This is a genomic window from Microcoleus sp. FACHB-SPT15 (assembly GCF_014849525.1).
Taxonomy (GTDB): domain Bacteria; phylum Cyanobacteriota; class Cyanobacteriia; order Cyanobacteriales; family Coleofasciculaceae; genus Symplocastrum; species Symplocastrum torsivum.
Genome location: NZ_JACJNU010000028.1, coordinates 66,545 through 85,070 on the forward strand (window position 1 = coordinate 66,545; position 18,526 = coordinate 85,070).

Sequence of the window (18,526 nt, forward strand, 5' to 3'; positions counted from 1 at the left end):
TATTGAGCCAACGTTGAACTTTAGCCACGACTAGCAGCGAATTGTCAAGGGACAGATTTTGAACAGTGTATGCTGAACCATTTGAACGACTTCTTCTCCGGAAACTTCATGTCTCATGGACATTGCTATCTCTGGAAGCCAGAATTGGTGTGGTTGCACGCCGCGTCGGACTTTTTGATTGCACTGTCCTACTACTCAATTCCCCTACTGCTAGTCTATTTTGTGCGTCGGCGTCACGATGTTCCATTTCAGGGGATTTTCTTCTTATTTAGTACCTTCATTTTGTCCTGTGGCACTACCCACTTGCTAGAAATCTGGACGCTCTGGCACCCTTACTATTGGGTAACAGGTTTCATGAAAGCGGTTACTGCGATCGCATCTTTGTACACCGCTTCCGAATTAGTATCCCTGCTCCCACAAGCATTAGCCTTACCAAGTCCTGCCCAATTGGAAGCTGCCAACTATGCTCTAGAAAAGGAAATTGCTGAGCATCGGCAAACTGTAGCAGCACTCAAGCAATCACAACAACGCTTATCCCTCTTGGTGCAGCAAACACCGCTAGCTGTCATTGAATGGAATCTTGATTGCGAAGTGAGTGAGTGGAACCCTGCTGCCGAGACAATGTTTGGCTATAACAAGAGTGAAGCGAGAGGGCAACATGCCACCACATTGATGGTGCCTGGATGTGACAAAGAACAGTTCAACAAGATTTGGCAAGACCTCTTGAATTGTCAAAGCGGAAGCTGTAACAGTAACCAGCACTATACGCCAGATGGCAGAAGTCTATTTTGCGAATGGTACAACATTCCTTTAATTGAACCAAACGGCTCCTGCGTCGGAGTTGCGTCCTTGGTGCAGGACATCACTAAGCGTAAAGAGGCAGAGGATGTCTTACGTCGGGCGAATGAAGAATTAGAACAACGGGTAGAGAAACGAACCAACGAACTTTTCCAAGCCAATGAAGTTTTGCAAGCAGAAATGATTGAGCGTCAGTTGGCAGAGTCAGCACTCTGGGAAAGTGAGGCACGCTTGCATACGGTGGTCACCAAAGCACCGATTATTTTATATGCTACCGATAGTAACGGTAAGCTCAAACTTTTAGAAGGCAGGGGACTTGAGCGTTTAGGCCATCAGCCGGGTACATTCCTGAGAGAGTCAGACTTTGACCTGTACCGTGACCAACTAAAGATACGAGAAAATCTTCTCGATGTCCTTCAAAGTAGCGATCGCTCTTGGATTGTCAACGTCGGTGACTCGGTGTATGAAAACCGCGCAACCCCAGTACGAGACAAAAACGACCAAGTCACAGGCTTAATTGGTGTAGCCACTGATATCACCCAACGTCAGCAAGCCGAATCTACCTTAGCCGAACGCGAACGTTACCTAGCTGCCTTAGTGGAAGTTCAGCACCGCTTATTGTCACTCAAAGGGGAGGAAAACTACTATACACCAATCCTAGAACTGCTCGGTCAAGCGGCTAACGCTAGTCATGTTTATGTCTTTGAGAACTCCTACGACACCAACGGGCAACTGCTACTCAGCAAGCGCGGACAGTGGAAAGCAACCACACCCTTCTCCAACCCAGAGACATCCTCACCTCAGAATCTACCCTACAACGAATCTGTACCTCGTTGGGCAAAGGTATTGGCAAAGGGTAAAACGATAATGGGACGGGTGAGTGAATTTCCTGATCAAGAGCGTGTGGTTTTGGAGCGTATTGGGTTTTTATCTCTCTTAGTTTTACCCCTAATGGTGAATGAGCAGTTTTTTGGATTTATCGTCTTCGCCAACTGTGAAGAAGCACGAGTCTGGTCAGCCTCACAAGTCGATTTGTTAAGAGCCGCCGCCGCCGCACTCTCTCTACAGCACGAGCGTTCTAAAGCTGAGGTTGCTCTCCGACAATCAGAAGCCCAGCTTAGAGAGCAAGCGACTCAACTCGAACAAACCCTACACCAGCTCAAGAAAGCCCAAGCCCAACTCGTGCAAAGCGAAAAAATGTCAAGTTTGGGATTGATGGTTGCAGGAATTGCTCACGAGATTAATAATCCCGTCTGCTTTGTTTATGGCAATCTAACCCCGGCTGGCGAATATATTCAGGAACTACTCGATCTAGTAGACCTTTACCGAAAGCACTATCCGGTTCCAGTACCAGCTATTTGTGACTACACAGAAGAGATTGACTTAGACTTCCTGATGGAAGATTTGCCCGACCTTCTAGAATCGATGAAAGTGGGAGCCGAGCGTATCCGTGATATTGTCGCCTCTTTACGGACGTTCTCGCGGCTGGATGAGGCAAAAATGAAGCACGTCAATATCCACGAAGGTCTCGACAGCACCCTTCTAATTTTGCAGCACCGACTTAGAGAGAAACCAGGACACCCTAAGATTCAGGTGATTAAAAAGTACGCCACCCTACCATTAATCGAATGTTATGCAGGGCAACTCAACCAAGTGTTTACCAACATCCTGGCTAATGCCATTGATGCTCTGGAGTCCCACACCGTCAGCAGTGAGCAAGTAGAGAGTGAGATATTAAGTCCTCCTTCCTCACCTTGTATCCAGATTTGTACTGAAATCGTAGATAGTTTGGAATCACATCAAGACTCAAAAAGCGTAGTCATCCGTATTCGTGACAATGGGCCTGGGATGACGGAGTCAGTGCGGCTTCGGCTGTTTGACCCCTTCTTTACGACAAAACCTGTCGGTCAAGGTACAGGTCTTGGATTGTCGATTAGCTATCAAATTGTAGTAGCAGAACACCGTGGGGAATTACGCTGCGTATCGGCACCGGGGCAAGGAACTGAGTTTTGTATTCAAATTCCAATTCAGCAGCCTAGTGTGAAATCAACGGCTAACAGTAGTCTTATCCCAGAATTACAGACGTTTCTAACAAAAGAGCGCCAACTTTTCGAGTATCCAGTGCAGTCCATAGAATAAGGGGTTTATCACCTTAAAAGCTTGCTCTAGGAACAGCCTACTTAGTGCTGAACATCGGGTGATTCGCTAGAGGGGGGCAACGTTAGGCACGCAAGTTTAATGTCAACAGGGACGTGAGGCTTATTTGAACTGCGGGTTGGGGATTAGGCATTGGGACAGTTCAGATAGGGATTCAACGCCTGTTTTCATAGGAGGTCGATTTGTCTCCCTTAAGGAAGACGACAGTCTACTTCCTGATCACAACTATGTATAGATGATGACAAGACTTCTGGATAGTTGTTGGCATCCTTCACAAGTCAAAGTAGGAATTGGCAATGTATTTAGAAAGAAGCCGTGTTTTAGTGGTGGATGATTTTTTAGATAATTTGTTTATGTTACAAATTGTTTTAGAAGAAGAAGGTTATGACGTAGAACTAGCGGAGAGTGGTCGTAGTGCTTTAGAAAAAATCTTTGCTTCACCACCGAACTTAGTACTGCTTGATGTGATGATGCCTGAAATGAATGGTATTGATGTAACGCTATCAATTCGAGAGCATGAGCAGCTTGCAACACTTCCGATTGTGCTGGTTACAGCGTATGAGGAAGAATTTGTCAAACAGGGGTTGTTAGCGGGAGCCAATGACTGGATGCGTAAACCTGTTAATTTCCCCGAACTTCTAGAGAAAGTCCAAGGTTTCTGTAGAGTGTAACGGGGAGCAGATATTTTCCTGCCGAAGGAAAAAAGCGATCGCTATCCTTTGACAACACCAACTGTATAAGCTTCCCGAATCTGCTCAACCCAATTGCAGAGATTATCTGTATTCAGACGGTAACTCAACGGATGGGCAATCAGCCGTGCTGTACTCTCAAACAGCGTATCAATCTCAATCAAGCCATTCTCTTGCAACGTCCGACCTGTTGAAACCAAATCAACAATCGCCTCCGACATCCCTGTGATTGGGCCGAGTTCTACAGAACCGTAGAGTGGAATAATTTCTACTGGTAAATCCAGGTTATTAAAATACTCGCGAGCGCAGTGAACAAACTTGGAGGCAACGCGACCGTGAGGTGGTAGTTCCAAAGAACGTCGATAAGAGCTAGAAGCTCGTACTGCTACCGACATCCGGCATTTTCCAAACTGTAAATCTGCTAAATTAGCAACCTGAGACGCTTTCTCCCGCAGGACATCGTAACCAACAATTCCTAATTGGGCTTGACCATATTCCACATAAACCGGAACATCTTGCGCTCGTACTAGCAAGGCTTTAGCTGTGCCAGTAGGATCTTGAATCTGGAGTTGACGGCTTTTTGGGTCAAGAAAAGCACTAAAGTCTAAGCCAACCGATTGTAGGAGGCGGATGCTGTCAGAAAAAAGAGCGCCTTTTGGCAATGCGACAGTAATCATGAAAAAATTAGGTTCACGAGGAACAACTCGTATTAATAAATTAGTCAAGTTTTGTTATTTTATATGACCCAGCTCACTCTAGTTATTGGGAATAAGAATTATTCGTCATGGTCATTGCGTCCTTGGCTAGCCATGAAACAAGCTGGACTAAACTTTGCAGAGATACGCATTCCCTTAGATACACCAACATCACATCAGGAAATTCGACGTTATTCTCCATCAGGCAGAGTGCCAGTTTTGCTGCACAACGACCTGACTATCTGGGAATCTCTAGCAATTTGTGAATATCTTGCAGAGGGCTTTGCACCAAACCTATGGCCAGAGGATACAGCAGCACGGGCACTAGCTCGCTCAGTTAGCACTGAAATGCACTCTGGCTTTGTAAGTCTACGCCAAAATATGCCGATGGATTGCCGTTCTCGACACCCTGGTTTGGGGATGAATGCGAGTGTGCAAGCCGATGTCGATCGCATTACGGCGATTTGGCGTGAATGTCGTGAAAAGTTTGGGGATGGTGGAGATTTGCTCTTTGGACATTTCACGATCGCAGATGCAATGTTTGCCCCTGTAGTCTCGCGGTTCGTCACCTATGAGGTGCATTTAGATTCAGTTGCACAGGCTTATGCTGAGGCAGTTTGGGCACTTCCAGCGATGCAGGAATGGGTACTAGCTGCAAACAACGAGGTCGAAAGCATTGAGACTATTCAGCATTAAGGGAAGGATAATAAAAGCTAGATAGGTGAAAGCTGATAGCTAGCACAATGCGAATCCTTTTAGTTGATGACGAAGTTGAGCTGACTGACCCATTGAGTCGAGTATTGAGTCGTGAGGGTTATGGTGTTGATGTCGCTTACGATGGAGCATCGGGTAGGAGGTTAGCATCACAAGACATTTATGACTTGTTGATTTTGGATTGGATGCTGCCACAACTGTCGGGTTTGGCAATTTGTCAGCAATTGCGATCGCAAGGACGCACCACACCCGTTCTCTTTCTGACAGCGAAAGACACTCTAGATGATCGAGTACAGGGATTAGATGCGGGTGCTGATGACTATCTAGTTAAACCATTTGAACTGCGGGAGTTACTCGCAAGAGTTCGCGCCCTCTTACGGCGTTCTGCGGCTACAGACACCAGTACCAGTCAACGCCTACGAGTAGCAGGACTAGAACTCGACTTGGACAATCAGCTAGCTTATCGCAGTGAACGCTTGATTGAATTGTCAGAAAAAGAAAGTCAATTGCTGGAATACTTTATGCGCCACAGTGGGCAATTATTGACTCACGGGCAAATTTATCAACACTTGTGGGTAGAAGACGAACAGCCGAGTAGTAATGTTGTTGCGGCTTTAATTCGTTTGTTGCGTCGCAAAATTGAGGCAAAGGGTGAAACGCCGCTAATCCACACAGTCTACGGTAAAGGTTATCGCTTTGGAGATAGTGGTTAGAAGCTATCAACTATACGGTGCAAGCTTTTTATCAATCTCAACTTAATTAAAACAGGCGATTGAAACTGCGGAAGATTAACTCGACTGTGGCTGAGGAGTTTATCCGGCTGTATTTAGGTAGTGATTCAGTTGGGGATGAATTGAGTCCAAACAAACTCAGCCGATGCGATCGCATCGGCTGAGCCAGGGTAGAAACTTCGCTTAGTTTTGCAGGGCGACAGCTCTAACGGTTCTGTATCCGTTACTTGACAAACAGCATTTCTTGATAGGTCGGTAAAGGCCAGAAATCATCGGCTACTTCCTCTTCAAGCGCATCGGCATATTCTCGTACCTTGTCCATTAACGGACGAATTGTTTGGGCAGAATATTGCATGTGGTCTTCCAGCGATGCAAAATCGTGTTTGCCCATCGCCGCACTAAGTTTGCTGACGTTATCCATCATCAATTGAATCAGCGATGCCACTTTTTCGGCGCTTTCCTTGTCCAATTCGATGCCAATTGCCTTGGAGTTGGCGATCGCTGTGGACAGTTCAGATAGATAGCGAACCGCAGCCGGGTAGATGATGGTTTTTGCCATACTCACCACTAGTTTGGCTTCGACTTCAATCGCCAGCGTATACTGTTCGGCATAAACCTCAAATCGGCTTTCTAGCTCAATTGGCGTGAGTACACCGAGTCGGTTGAATAGTTCTTCGATATGATCGGCTTTTAAGACGGGTAACGCATCGGCTGTCGTCCGCAGGTCAGCTAAACCCCGTTCTTCAACCGCCATTTTGTGCCATTCTTCCGAATAGCCGTTGCCACCAAACACCACGGCGCTGTGCTTGTCCATCACCTCTTTGAGAACGGTTTTGGCAGCAGCATTGAGGTCAGTTCCCTTTGCCATCTCGCTCTCTAAGGTATCGGCAATCCAGGTCAAGGAATCTGCCATGATCGTGTTCATCGCCACGAGTGGACCCGAAACAGACTGACCCGAACCGACCGCCCGGAACTCAAATCGGTTGCCCGTAAAGGCAAAGGGCGAGGTGCGGTTGCGATCGCCAGGATCTTTGGGGAACACTGGCAACGTGTCTACGCCGAGTTCCATTACCCCAGCGTGGGCAGAACTGGTTGGCTGTCCCTGGCTAATTTGCTCAAACACCTGCTCTAGTTGCGTTCCCAGATAAACCGAGATGATTGCAGGGGGAGCCTCATTCGCACCCAAGCGATGATCATTACTAGCTGTGGCAACAACTGCCCGCATCAGTGTGCCATACTTATGCACACCCCGAATCACCGCCCCACAGAACAGCAAAAATTGCATATTCGCATCGGGAGTATCGCCTGGATCGAGCAAATTGCCCTGAGTGGCATTGCCAACCGACCAGTTGACGTGTTTCCCGGAACCATTAATTCCAGCAAACGGCTTCTCGTGCAAGAGGCAGACAAAGCCATGTTTCTTCGCCGTACTCTTGAGGATGGTCATTGTCAACTGCTGGTGATCGCTAGCCACATTCGCGGCTTCAAAAACTGGCGCAATCTCAAACTGACCCGGAGCCACTTCGTTGTGGCGAGTTTTAGCCGGAATGCCTAGCCGATACATTTTCTCTTCTACGTCCTGCATGAACACTTGGACGCGATCGGGAATGGCACCAAAGTAGTGATCATCAAATTGCTGACCTTTTGCCGGGGGTTTGCCAAATAGGGTTCTGCCTGTTAGCAGCAAATCGGGACGACTATGGGCAAAATGAGCATCAACCAAAAAGTATTCTTGCTCTGGACCACAACTGGAGTTGACTGGCGCAACTTCCGTGTGTCCCAACAGATGAAGCAGGCGGGTTGCGGCTTTGTTCATCGCTGCATTCGAGCGCAACAAGGGCGTTTTCTTATCTAGGGCAACACCTGTCCAAGAGATGAACACGGTGGGAATGCACAAGGTGACGCCATTGTCAGTTTCCATCACATAGGCAGGACTGGTGACATCCCACGCCGTATAGCCGCGCGCTTCAAAGGTAGAACGCAGTCCACCATTGGGAAAGGACGAGCCATCCGGTTCACCCTGCACTAGAACTTTCCCGGTAAATTCAGTAATGACGCTGCCATCCCCTTGCACCGAAATGAAACCGTCATGCTTTTCAGCCGTCGCATTCGTCATTGGGTAAAAGACGTGCGCGTAATACAATGCCCCTTTAGACGTTGCCCAATCTTTCATCGCAGCGGCAACGGTACCCGCGATCGATACATCCAGCTTTCCGCCTGTTTGGATCGTATTCTTAACAGATTTATAGACATCTTTGGGCAAGCTTGCCTGCATCTTGCTCAGCGTAAATACATCCGTTGCCCACAGCGCTTCTAGTCGCTGCGGCATCTTGGGCGGTAAGGGTTTGCGATCGGTGACTTGAGAGACAGCTTGAACGCGCAATTCATGGGTCATGATGATTGATTCCTAAAAATGTGGGGTTTATGTGAGCGTGCAACATCGACTCTCGCAACTGTGAGGACAACGTTGTTAATAACATTCACCGTGGGTGAATGCTTAATACACTTGTGGGACAAAGAACTGCTCGTTGCGGGGCGGACGCACATAGTCATGAGGGGCGCTCTTGCGAGGCGGCAGTTCCAGGGGTTCCGGAGTCATATCCACATAGGGAATTTTGCTCAAAAAATGGCTAATGCAGTTGAGGCGAGCGCGCTTTTTGTCGTCTGCTTCCACTGTGAACCAAGGGGCTTCGGGAATGTTGGTGTGGGCAAACATCGCGTCTTTTGCCTGAGAATATTGCACCCAGCGATCGCGTGACTCCAGATCCATTGGACTCAGTTTCCAGCGACGAGCCGGATCGGTCGTGCGAGACTGGAAGCGGCGCTCCTGCTCCTCATCACTCACCGAGAACCAATACTTCAACAAAACAATGCCAGATCTGACCAGCATCCGCTCGAATTCTGGACAGGTTTGCATGAATTCCTGGTACTGTTCATCGGTGCAGAAGCCCATAACGTGCTCAACTCCGGCACGGTTATACCAACTGCGATCAAAACAGACGATTTCACCCGCAGTAGGAAGATGCAGCACATAGCGCTGGAAGTACCATTCGGTCTTTTCGCGATCGCTGGGTGTCCCCAATGCTACGACTCGACAGCCACGTGGATTCAGCGGTTCGGTGATGCGCCTAATCGTGCCTCCCTTACCTGCGGCATCGCGCCCTTCAAAAAGGATGACAATGCGGGCACCTGTATGCTTTACCCAATATTGCATTTTTACCAGTTCTACCTGTAGGCGGGCAAGTTCTTTTTTGTACTCTTTCTTAGAGAGCTTAGAACCGCTTTCGCGCTCAGATGTATGGTAAATCCCTTTCAGTTCTGGGGTTTTGCTCAGCTTGGCTTTTTTCTTGCCCTTATGCTTTTTTTTCTTGTTCTTGGTTTCTTTCGGTTCTGCGGCTAGAGGCTCTAGCGTTGCGGTTGGCGAATGGCTACCGTTCAGATTTTCGGTTTCCATGATTGTCCCTACATGACATGAGAGGGGTACGGAGCAAGTAACAGCGAACTGATGGAAATTGGGGACGCAAAGTTCAAGAAAAACACAGCCTTTGAATCTGCACTGAATCTGGAAACCTGATAGTTGCTGAATTCTGAGGCAATGTATCACAAACTGAGGCTTACAACCTTACAACACCCTTAAAGTCCTGAAAAATTTCTTAGACAGATGTAACAGAAAATTTAATTAAACTCTCAACCAGTAATCGCTATGCCCCACTAAAGGTATCTCCTACTCGCCTATAGTAGGAACAGAAAAATAAGACTTTTGTATCGAAAGCAACTAAAGAAGCACACTCATCAAACCGTGGAAAACTTACTGTAGTTTCTGTAGTTTCGTCCAAAGTAGCTTGTGAAAACTATGAACAATGACAATCACTAATCGGTAACTGCAACTTCTTTTCCATTACCTATTATCAAAAAGGCGATCGCTTTTTCATGAAAATTGGGTCTAGCTTCTGCTTAGCAGACACCCGATTTTTTAAACCAGGCATCTTATAAGCGGAAACTAGACCCAGCTAGTTCTTAGGCTAAATTATCCCTTTAGCGTTTGCCCCGATAAGGCACTTTGCTCAGGTAATCAATGTTAGACGCTGAGACATTTTGTGCATAGTTGCCCTTGGAATTGACGTTTGCCGCCATATCGCGATACTTGCGAGGGTCGCCTTCCTGAAGTTGACGCTCCTGGTACTTACGGCTGTAGAACTTCTCCACCGTAAAGCGCCAGTCGGTTTTAACCGTACCAACAACTTCGCGGTAGTCTTCGCCGTAGCGGGGAGTCACCAAGTTAATCGGACGACCTTCCATGCGCTTGCGCTGGTAAGGCACAGTGTAATCACCAAACGCTTCGGTATACTCTTCGCTGTCAATCAGGGCATCCACAAAACCATAGAAGCCAAGAGTGCCAATCTTAATTGACCAAGCAATCTCTTCATCTTTGTTGTATGGCGCACGACCTAGGAAGCGCTTGAGGCAAACTTCAACAAGCCGATAGTTGTTATTGCTCTCAACCACCAAGCGATAAAATGCTTCAGACTTCGCGATACCACGAACAAAGTCGCGCACCGTGAGTGTCCGGTTCTTAAGCTGAGATTCCAAAGTTTTCTGACGATTCACTTGGAGAACAGCGTGTTCACTGTAAAGCTGGCGATAAACAGCGTTAATCAGCTCAAGTATTTCAGCCGCAGAATTGGTGTCTTCCAAACGATAAATGTACGGAGTATCTTCGTCTTCGTCAGCTACTCCAAAGCTACGAACCCTCACATTTTGGGTTGTGGGCTTGTATTGCAGTAATGGCAATGCCATGTAAAAATCCCCCTTTTAGACTATTACAAAAACTTATCAGATTTCAGCGTTTTTGTTGATGCCCATAATTCAATTTGAGCATGATTTGACCGCCTACAAAACTTTTGCTTGATTGCCCCAAGATTAACGCAGTGGGAAACTAGCAGAAGTGTCAACGGAAACAGGTACTCCCGATGGCGTATCCCGTGTCATATCAGGAATCTTGATATTATCTGTCTGTACCGTCACCGTATTAGTCATGGCTTTTGGCTTAATTGACCTTGCCATATCCAGGAAGTTACTAACAGCGCCCCACTTGTAACGCTCATCTTCCTGTTTGTCGCGCCAATATTCACCATAGCGAGGTGTTACTAGGTTAAAGGGACGACCTTTATAGCGACGGCGTTGATAAGGAACCGTGTTTTCACCAAAGTTTTCCAGGTACTCTGGGCTATCAACCAAGGCATCCACAAAACCGCCCCAACCTAAGGTTGCGATTTTGATTGACCAGGCAATCTCTTCATCTTTGTTGTAAGGTTCACGACCTAACAAGCGTTTGAGCGTCAGTTCAACGACTCGATAGTTAGAATTTGGCTCAACAACTAAGCGATAAAATGCATCAGATTTTGCCACACCTCGAACAAAATCACGCACAGTAATCGCACGATTTTTTAGCTGAGATTCCAAGCTAGTCTGACGATTAGATTTGAGGATTTCATGTTCACTCAAAACTTGTCGGTAAACTGCCCAGATTAATTCCAGAACATCATTCTGATCCAGGCAGTCTTCTGTACGATAAATCCGAGGGGTATCTTCACTGGGGACTTCATAACCTGAAACTCGCTGGTTCTGCGAGGAGGGTTTGTAGTTTAAGAGAGGTATTGACATTGGGATAGTTGTTAGTAGTGAGTTGTTAGTCAGTTGTCTTGTACTAATTGACCAATGACGTTGTTAAGTTGTGGGTCTTCTGTAAAGGTAGCGGTAGGGTAGAGCAACTTCATTACGACCGATAACAGGTTGTGGGGTCGCAACTTTGCGGGTCATGTCGGGAAGTGGTCTACTTGTCGCTTGAGAAATTGCCCGATCTCTTGTCCGTTGATAGTTGACTCCACCAGGGCTGATACTCCGCGCCATTGATAAAAAGGTGTCGGGAATGGCTTGGCGAACTCCCCGTTGTGCTGATTGACCAGAGACTTGAGCTTGATAGTAAGAACCCTCGAAACTAATCTGACGCGCCCGCCAGTAATCACTGTAGCGGGGGTTGACCAGGTTAAATGGGCGGTCTTTATAGCGACGACGCTGATAAGGCACAATCGTATCACCGAAGTTTTGGCGATATTCTTCGCTATCAACTACGGCATCAATAAAGCCAGATAAGCCTTTGGTTGCAATCACAATTGACCAAGCAATTTGCTCGTCTTTGTTATAGGTAGCGCGACCGAGAAAGCGCTTGAAGGTAATATCAACTAAGCGATAGTTAGAGTTAGTGTCTGCAACCAGTGTCCGATAAACATCGGTTTTACCTAGTCCTCGGATAAAATCGCGCACGGAGATAGCCCGATTTTTTAGCTGAGATTCTAGGTAGGGTTGCCGATATGTTTCGAGAATCAGATGTTCACTAAAAATTTGGCGGTAGCCTGCCCAAATCAACTCCTTAATCTCGAAGTCTTCACTAGTTGGAGTTAGGCGGTAATATTGGAAATCATCTTCGTCGGGAACTTCGTAGCCCTCGACGCGCTGATTCTGAGAACTTGGTGTAATTTCAAGGAGAGGAATCGACATAGTTATTAGTTATTGGTTGTTGGTTATTGGTTATTAGTTGTTGGTGATTAGCTGCTAATAATAAACAGCAAACAACTAACAACCATTCTTTTGTTGTGCCATCAACACTCGCGATCGCACAGCTAAATCTGCCTCGGATGAAAGCATTTGCTTAAACCGATTTCTGATTCGCTCAATCATGCCAGTTGCATTGGCTGCCAGCGCTTCTAAGCCGACAATGGCGGCGTAGCGATTTGCCCATTCGGCATCTTGAGAAACGTCTAGAAGTGTTTTTAATGCGAGATCTTGTGCCTCCTGTCCCTGCTCAGGTGACAGTTGGTGCCATTGCAAATTTCCCAGCCCTTTAGCGGCAGCACGGCGCACACTGGGGGCAAAGTCGCTGGCGGCGGCTGTAACCAAGACATCAAGGGCACGGGGGTCAGCAATTGTGGCTAATGCCCGAATCGAATAGGCTCTTGCTCCGTAGTTATACTCATCCAACTGGTTCAAAAGTGGCATCACTGCCGCTTCCCCCATCCCAATCAGTCCCTCAACTGCTATTACTGCTGCTTCTGGGTTGTTGTAACCCAACACGGTAATTAGCGTAGGAATTACCTCTTCTGAGTTGGTAGCGACCAATGCCCGCACAGACTCGACCAGCCCTTCGGCAGAATTTGCCTGTTCAACAGCCTGGATGAGTGCTTGGATACGGGTAGAGTCGATCATATCAGTGTGTCAGTGATCAGTAGTCAGTAGTCAGTGGTCAGTCGCTTAAAAAACAACTGACAAGTAACTGCTGACAAAACTACAAAAGCGAATCCATCAGCTTCATTACCCGGATGGTGTCATCAGAAAGCGTATTGGCTTCGGGTGTTAGCTGATGTTCCAGCAGTCCTTTAAGGGCAATGAGCTTGAAGCTGTTTTCGGCTGAGGCAGTTGCGATCGCTTCGGCAGCGGGTAGATACCCAATTGCACCGAGGTCTGATAAAGCGACTCGGCGCAATACAACATCTTGCCCCTGTAAGGCTTGGACTAGGGGTTTCCCATAAGCCTCGTCCCTAGTTAGCTGATACATCGCTCGCGTTGCGGCATACTGCAACCGCCGTGCCTGATGTTCTAGAAAGGGTTGAATCAATGGAATCGCTTCAGTTGCATTCAGTGTTCCTAGAGCTTCGATCACTGCCTCACAGGGCTGGGTAAAGTGGGGGCGTCCTGGTACTCGCTCAGCAGCAGCAAGTCCACTGCTGAGCAATTGCATTAATGGGGAGACAGCGGCTCGGTCACCTAACATTTCCAGAGATTGAGCCGCTGCTTCTCGCACGTAAAAGTCCGAGCAGTCTAAGCAACGGATTAACCCTGGCACAGCTCTTTGATCACCTAGCTTACCCAAGGCTCTTGCAGCATTACGCCGCAGCGGATACCCACCCAATTCTGTCCGATCAGCTTCGTCGTCTAGGGCTTCAATCAAGGCGTCTACCACGGCTGGTTCTGAGACTCGGAATTTGCCTAGCCACCAAGCGGCGTAATAGCGGAGACTCAAATCTGTGCCGCGCAAGTTGGCGATCGCTTCTTCCACTGTCAGCGCCGGAGCGGCGGTATCACTCGACGCCTCTGGATTGAAATCGGTCATTCGTTCGGTCTCAGCCTTCAGCTTTTGCTTTTTTTCTGTCGCTTTCGCTATCGGGTTTTAGGGCTGATTCAGCAGTCAACGGCTCAATGCTGACGATTTTCCCACCCAATCGGGCAATCCGCTGCATTTCTTCGTTCATCCGGGAATACGGTACCGTCATGAACACACTGCCGCTACGGCGAATCTCATAGTTATTTTTGTCGGTTTCTTCGTTTTGACGTAAGCCGACAACTTCATAGCGAAAGACACGGCTTCCTGCTGAGTTGAGACCACCGGTACCTACTGCTGTTTGACCAAACATCGCTTTAATAATCTCCTAATCTGGGTTGTTGGGGATTGGGGATTAGGGATTGGGGATATTTCCTAGTCCCTAGCCCCTAGTCCTCTCTTAAGCTGGTGTTATGCTGACGATTTTTCCGCCTTGGCGCTGAATTTGCTGCATTTTGTCTGATAGCCTTTCGTAAGGCACCAGGTAGGCAGTGCTGCTACGGCGTAGCTTGGGATAGCCGGGACCGCGTAGGCTAGTTACTTCAATGCGATAAACGCGATCGCCTGTTCCCACAGCATTACCGAGGGCTTTTTTCGGAGCAATATCGCTAGAGGCACGGAATGACCAGTTCTCGTTACTACCAGACGGTCCAATAATAGAGGAGGCCCCGTTAGCTGCTAGCTCACGCGCTAAGCGAGGGAACGAACCACCGACCTGAGAGCGATCGCTATTGGCATAGCCACGATACAGTTGGAACATCCGGTTAAAACCGACAGTTTTTTGCCCCGTTTGTGTGGCAAAACCGCGATAGTAAGGGACAACACTGTCGCCAAAATTGGTTTGATACTCTACCGAGTCGATATAAGAATCGATCTCTGTCTCATATCCCTTTTCGTGATAAAGGTCGAGGTGATAGACCACTTCTGACTCATCGTAAGGTGCGCGACCCAACAGATGCTTGTAATTCAGTTCAATAAATCGGGTTTGAAAATTGTTGTAGAAAAACTTGGATTTGTATAGCTCCGACTTAGCAACGGAACGCACGAATTCTCGCACGCTGATATCCCCATCACGTAGGAGCGATTCGGCACTTGTAAGCCGTTCAGACTTCATCAAATAGTCGTTGCCCAAAACCTGACGGTAGACGGCACGAATCACCGCTTCAATATCTTCTTTCGTGGCATGGGGGCGTAACTCAATCTTCGGCGCATCACTAAATGCTGAAGTGCCTAACCGTGAGGCTGCTGATGTAATTGCCATTTGTTTAACTCTCCCAACAAGCTAGCTTTTTAGTTGTTAGTTGTTAGTTGTTCGATATTAGTTGCTCGCTTTTCAGAACTAATAACCAATAACTAATAACTAACCCATAGATACAACAAAGCCCGGAGAGATAAGCAGTTGAAGCACGATTTGAAAGCGTTTCACCTGCATACCTTTCCGGGCACGCCTATGCAATTAGCTCAGGGCATTAATCGCATAGTCGATGTAGGTGTTAGCTTCGTTAGCGGCTTGACCACTCAAACCATGATTGGCTTTGATGTGCTTGAGGGCTTCAACGTACCAGCTAGGAGATAACTCGAATGCACGGTTGATTTCATCTAAACCAGCAACGAGGTACTCATCCATAGGGCCTGTGCCACCAGCAACACAGCAGTAGGTCACCATACGCAGGTAGTGACCGATGTCACGAGCGCACTTGGACTTACCACGGCTGTCAGACGCATACTGAGGCCCTTGCATCTGGGTGGTGTAAGGGAACTTCTGGTACACCGCTTGAGCAGCACCGTCAATCAGTTTTTGAGCATTTTGGGTCAACGCACGAGCAGCTTCCATGCTGGCAGCAGCGCGATCAAAGCGACCATTAACAGCTTGCAGTTCGGTGTTGCCCAAAAAACGACCTTGGGTATCAGCAGCAGCGATCGCTTCAGTAATTGGGGTTTTCATTCTTGACTTATCTCCCTCTTAGTTTCAATTTTTTAACAAACAGCAATTCTTAGGCAACAGCAGCAGCAGCGCGGTCGAAGTAGCTAGCGAGTTCAGACATCAACTGGCTGCAATCGCCTTTGGTGATGCCGTTGGGGTCATTAGCGATTGAAACCGCAGCATCCTTCATCTTCTGAACGCCGACTGATACGGAAGAGCCGGGGGTTCCCAAAGCTTGATAGGTTTCACGCAGACCATTGAGGCAGCGATCATCTAACACGCTGGAGTCACCAGCCATCATCGCGTAGGTGACGTAGCGCAGAATGATTTCCATGTCGCGTAGGCAAGCTGCCATCCGACGGTTGGTGTAGGCGTTACCACCAGGAGCAATCAGCTGAGGTTGCTCTTCAAACAGAGCGCGAGCCGCATCGGTCACGATGGTGGAAGCGTTGCTGGTGATGCGATTAACGGTATCCATGCGCTTGTTACCGTCTTTGACCATGTTGGTCAAGGCATCCAGTTGCTCTGTGCTCAAGAATTCACCTTTGGAATCGGCTTGAGAAACAACCTTGGCGAATGCATCTAACATGAACTCAATCTCCTACTGACTTGGTTAAGAGTGGTTGTGGTTACAAGGAAAGATCCTGTTTTAGGGAAATCAACCTCATTCAACGTTTTGTTTTGAATGCGATCTCTATTGGTCAAGAACAGACATCTGTAAAATCACTTGCTTTTTCAGGCTGCTCACTCATGCCGTTCGCTACCCATAGAAGAGTAACTAAACAAGTATTCATGCATGAATTATGAGAAAAATTGGTTCTTTTATGAGAAACGAGCGAGCTTGATAAATCAGTGTTTATTTAACTTTTGTCTGTCATTGATCCCCTACAGGTAACTTTTATACAACGCCATTGGGGCATTATTCGTTACAAATCATGAAGTTTTTTCTACCTAAGTCAAGAAGAGCTTGAATCCCTTACGAGACAAGGTTTATACCGCCCCCTCCCTAGGGAATTATTCAGATCTAGTTAAGTATTTTTACCTAGAAAAATATTGAAAAGTGTAATTTTATTTTTTCTTAAGATTCTGCTGAAACCAAGACGAATCAATCAATTGCAGATTTTGGATAAGTACCAGTCATCAAGCTTATTTGTAAAGATTATTTAAGTTATATTTGGGTTTAGGAGCCATCAACTCGTGATTTTCCCTGAACAGGACGGGAGAAAATGCCGGGGATGGGGATATGAGAAGCGTGTGCTGGCTGTAGAACTCCCAATTGCAAGTTGAGATTTTAGTTCGGAGGAACCCCTCGCTTCCGGAGAACGTCCAGCAGGGTGTTAAAGGTTTTGGGAATAGGAGCAGTCACCGAAATCCGCTCCTCCGACACAGGATGCTGTAATGTGAGTCGCCACGCATGTAGGGCTTGACCCGGAAGATTGACCCCGACAGAACGACCCGCGCTGTAAACCGGGTCACCGACAATAGGATGTCCAATATAGGCGCTATGAACCCGAATTTGGTGGGTACGTCCCGTTTCTAGTTGAAAGTACATCAGGGTGTAGTTGCCGAGTCGTTCTTGGACTTGCCAATGGGTAACAGCTAGCCGTCCTCCTTTCTCCACTGGCACCACAGCCATTTTTTTGCGGTCTACAGGATGACGCCCGATGGGTTGGTCAATCGTGCCGTTGTCAGATGATGTTGCCCCATAGACTACACCAAGATATTCTCGTCGGGCGGTTTTTGCTTTTAGCTGAGCTTGCAGGTGTTGATGAGCTTGGTCTGTTTTAGCGATCGCAATTGCCCCCGTTGTATCCTTGTCCAAACGGTGAACAATTCCAGGGCGTTGAACGCCACCAATTCCCGCAAGATTTTGGCAGTGAGCAAGAAGAGCATTAACAAGAGTACCGCTTTCGTGTCCTGCGGCAGGATGGACGACGAGGCCAGCAGGTTTGTTGACAATGATGAGGGAGTCATCCTCGTAAAGAATATCCAGGGGGATAGCTTCGGGTTGCAAATCCAGGGGGATAGCTTCAGGAATGGTGAGGGAAATGCGATCGCCTAATTGCACCATTGTCTTTTTGGAGGTGCAAGCTTTACCGTTAATCTGCAAGCTACCTTCTTCAATTAGCTGTTGGATACGCGATCGGGATAGGTCTGGTAATTCTTGAGAAAGATAGCGATCAATGCGTAAGCGTTCACCGCGAGTGTTTCCAAAGAGTAACCCACTATCAGCATCACCCTTTTCTTCAACTTGTAGATTAATTTCGGTCACAGATTGTCTAGATTAATTCCCGTTCTTGTAGTCGAATGCGATCGCATTCGGCTCATTCCAATATGGTAGTGAAAAATCAACTTGACTGCTCTTTCTTCGGTATTCTGAATCTGTCACCCTGAGTCGATTCAATTTTGCTGTTGCTAGCCTATGAGCCGTCTAAAAAGTAATTCGTTCCCTGCTAAAAAATTGAGTAAGAACTTTAGTAGTCTTTGGTTATTAGAATTAAAGGCAGAGTATTTTTATCTAGCAATTTGAGTAATCAATTAGTAGGAACACTTTTAGCTTGGGATCAGCGTGTATTTCGACAAACTAATGTTGAGTAGTATAGTCCTCAACTTGCAATCTTCCGTCTTTTTTATAACCTATTATCTGAATTTACACCTTGAAG

General features: G+C 47.2%; 18 protein-coding genes. 5 read left to right on the forward strand and 13 right to left on the reverse strand.

Annotated features, from left to right (window positions below; genetic code table 11):
* Positions 1-69 precede the first annotated feature (69 nt).
* Both H6F98_RS08510 and H6F98_RS08515 read left to right on the forward strand, forming a co-directional pair.
* Positions 70-2,937: a PAS domain S-box protein gene (locus tag H6F98_RS08510; RefSeq protein ID WP_192218240.1), complete on the forward strand. Its 2,868-nt coding sequence runs from the start codon at positions 70-72 to the stop codon at positions 2,935-2,937.
* 314 nt (positions 2,938-3,251) lie between these two features.
* The gene (locus H6F98_RS08515) at positions 3,252-3,626 is read left to right on the forward strand and encodes a response regulator (protein WP_192218241.1); all 375 of its coding nucleotides are present in this window, start codon (positions 3,252-3,254) and stop codon (positions 3,624-3,626) included.
* A 41-nt stretch (positions 3,627-3,667) separates the two neighbouring features.
* Here the strand turns inward: H6F98_RS08515 and hisG are convergent, their stop codons facing one another.
* Entirely contained in the window at positions 3,668-4,321 is a 654-nt protein-coding gene (gene hisG, locus H6F98_RS08520) for an ATP phosphoribosyltransferase (protein ID WP_192218242.1), read from the reverse strand.
* Positions 4,322-4,384: 63 nt separating this feature from the next.
* On the opposite strand from hisG, the gene H6F98_RS08525 reads away from it, so the two are divergent.
* From H6F98_RS08525 to H6F98_RS33980, 3 genes are read left to right on the forward strand one after another with little or no spacing between them, the layout of a single operon-like run.
* Entirely contained in the window at positions 4,385-5,035 is a 651-nt protein-coding gene (locus H6F98_RS08525) for a glutathione S-transferase family protein (protein WP_192218243.1), read from the forward strand.
* Positions 5,036-5,082: 47 nt separating this feature from the next.
* On the forward strand, positions 5,083-5,766 hold the full coding sequence (gene rppA, locus H6F98_RS08530; protein WP_192218244.1) for a two-component system response regulator RppA: 684 nt from the start codon (positions 5,083-5,085) through the stop codon (positions 5,764-5,766).
* 59 nt (positions 5,767-5,825) lie between these two features.
* Positions 5,826-5,948 carry a hypothetical protein gene (locus H6F98_RS33980; RefSeq protein WP_277927545.1) on the forward strand — a complete coding sequence of 41 codons (123 nt, stop codon included), beginning with the start codon at positions 5,826-5,828 and terminating at the stop codon, positions 5,946-5,948.
* A 59-nt stretch (positions 5,949-6,007) separates the two neighbouring features.
* Here the strand turns inward: H6F98_RS33980 and H6F98_RS08535 are convergent, their stop codons facing one another.
* The 12 genes from H6F98_RS08535 to H6F98_RS08590 form a co-directional block, all read right to left on the reverse strand.
* Entirely contained in the window at positions 6,008-8,179 is a 2,172-nt protein-coding gene (locus H6F98_RS08535) for a glutamine synthetase III (protein WP_192218245.1), read from the reverse strand.
* 102 nt (positions 8,180-8,281) lie between these two features.
* The gene (gene ppk2, locus H6F98_RS08540) at positions 8,282-9,238 is read right to left on the reverse strand and encodes a polyphosphate kinase 2 (protein ID WP_192218246.1); all 957 of its coding nucleotides are present in this window, start codon (positions 9,236-9,238) and stop codon (positions 8,282-8,284) included.
* A 581-nt stretch (positions 9,239-9,819) separates the two neighbouring features.
* Complete coding sequence (locus tag H6F98_RS08545; protein WP_192218247.1) at positions 9,820-10,581, reverse strand: phycobilisome rod-core linker polypeptide; 762 nt, start codon at positions 10,579-10,581, stop codon at positions 9,820-9,822.
* Between the two features lie 123 nt (positions 10,582-10,704).
* A complete protein-coding gene (locus tag H6F98_RS08550; RefSeq protein ID WP_192218248.1) occupies positions 10,705-11,448 on the reverse strand; it encodes a phycobilisome rod-core linker polypeptide in 744 nt (247 codons plus the stop codon).
* A gap of 63 nt (positions 11,449-11,511) precedes the next feature.
* A complete protein-coding gene (locus tag H6F98_RS08555) occupies positions 11,512-12,342 on the reverse strand; it encodes a phycobilisome rod-core linker polypeptide (RefSeq protein WP_192218249.1) in 831 nt (276 codons plus the stop codon).
* A 75-nt stretch (positions 12,343-12,417) separates the two neighbouring features.
* Entirely contained in the window at positions 12,418-13,047 is a 630-nt protein-coding gene (locus H6F98_RS08560) for a HEAT repeat domain-containing protein (RefSeq protein ID WP_192218250.1), read from the reverse strand.
* Between the two features lie 79 nt (positions 13,048-13,126).
* Complete coding sequence (locus tag H6F98_RS08565; RefSeq protein WP_192218251.1) at positions 13,127-13,951, reverse strand: HEAT repeat domain-containing protein; 825 nt, start codon at positions 13,949-13,951, stop codon at positions 13,127-13,129.
* A gap of 10 nt (positions 13,952-13,961) precedes the next feature.
* Positions 13,962-14,252, reverse strand: a complete 291-nt coding sequence (locus H6F98_RS08570; protein ID WP_192218252.1) for a phycobilisome linker polypeptide — start codon at positions 14,250-14,252, stop codon at positions 13,962-13,964.
* Between the two features lie 87 nt (positions 14,253-14,339).
* Positions 14,340-15,200 carry a phycobilisome linker polypeptide gene (locus H6F98_RS08575; RefSeq protein WP_192218253.1) on the reverse strand — a complete coding sequence of 287 codons (861 nt, stop codon included), beginning with the start codon at positions 15,198-15,200 and terminating at the stop codon, positions 14,340-14,342.
* 195 nt (positions 15,201-15,395) lie between these two features.
* A complete protein-coding gene (gene cpcA, locus H6F98_RS08580; protein WP_192218254.1) occupies positions 15,396-15,884 on the reverse strand; it encodes a phycocyanin subunit alpha in 489 nt (162 codons plus the stop codon).
* Positions 15,885-15,933: 49 nt separating this feature from the next.
* A complete protein-coding gene (locus tag H6F98_RS08585; protein WP_192218255.1) occupies positions 15,934-16,452 on the reverse strand; it encodes a phycocyanin subunit beta in 519 nt (172 codons plus the stop codon).
* Positions 16,453-17,154: 702 nt separating this feature from the next.
* Entirely contained in the window at positions 17,155-18,048 is an 894-nt protein-coding gene (locus H6F98_RS08590; protein WP_313929821.1) for an RluA family pseudouridine synthase, read from the reverse strand.
* Positions 18,049-18,526 lie beyond the last annotated feature (478 nt).

Excerpts from the sequence above, each read along its gene's own strand:
- H6F98_RS08510 (WP_192218240.1), top strand. The coding sequence starts at position 70 with ATGCTGAACCATTTGAACGACTTCTTCTCCGGAAACTTCATGTCTCAT.
- H6F98_RS08515 (WP_192218241.1), top strand. The coding sequence starts at position 3,252 with ATGTATTTAGAAAGAAGCCGTGTTTTAGTGGTGGATGATTTTTTAGAT.
- hisG (WP_192218242.1), bottom strand. The coding sequence starts at position 4,321 with ATGATTACTGTCGCATTGCCAAAAGGCGCTCTTTTTTCTGACAGCATC.
- H6F98_RS08525 (WP_192218243.1), top strand. The coding sequence starts at position 4,385 with ATGACCCAGCTCACTCTAGTTATTGGGAATAAGAATTATTCGTCATGG.
- rppA (WP_192218244.1), top strand. The coding sequence starts at position 5,083 with ATGCGAATCCTTTTAGTTGATGACGAAGTTGAGCTGACTGACCCATTG.
- H6F98_RS08535 (WP_192218245.1), bottom strand. The coding sequence starts at position 8,179 with ATGACCCATGAATTGCGCGTTCAAGCTGTCTCTCAAGTCACCGATCGC.
- ppk2 (WP_192218246.1), bottom strand. The coding sequence starts at position 9,238 with ATGGAAACCGAAAATCTGAACGGTAGCCATTCGCCAACCGCAACGCTA.
- H6F98_RS08545 (WP_192218247.1), bottom strand. The coding sequence starts at position 10,581 with ATGGCATTGCCATTACTGCAATACAAGCCCACAACCCAAAATGTGAGG.
- H6F98_RS08550 (WP_192218248.1), bottom strand. The coding sequence starts at position 11,448 with ATGTCAATACCTCTCTTAAACTACAAACCCTCCTCGCAGAACCAGCGA.
- H6F98_RS08555 (WP_192218249.1), bottom strand. The coding sequence starts at position 12,342 with ATGTCGATTCCTCTCCTTGAAATTACACCAAGTTCTCAGAATCAGCGC.
- H6F98_RS08560 (WP_192218250.1), bottom strand. The coding sequence starts at position 13,047 with ATGATCGACTCTACCCGTATCCAAGCACTCATCCAGGCTGTTGAACAG.
- H6F98_RS08565 (WP_192218251.1), bottom strand. The coding sequence starts at position 13,951 with ATGACCGATTTCAATCCAGAGGCGTCGAGTGATACCGCCGCTCCGGCG.
- H6F98_RS08570 (WP_192218252.1), bottom strand. The coding sequence starts at position 14,252 with ATGTTTGGTCAAACAGCAGTAGGTACCGGTGGTCTCAACTCAGCAGGA.
- H6F98_RS08575 (WP_192218253.1), bottom strand. The coding sequence starts at position 15,200 with ATGGCAATTACATCAGCAGCCTCACGGTTAGGCACTTCAGCATTTAGT.
- cpcA (WP_192218254.1), bottom strand. The coding sequence starts at position 15,884 with ATGAAAACCCCAATTACTGAAGCGATCGCTGCTGCTGATACCCAAGGT.
- H6F98_RS08585 (WP_192218255.1), bottom strand. The coding sequence starts at position 16,452 with ATGTTAGATGCATTCGCCAAGGTTGTTTCTCAAGCCGATTCCAAAGGT.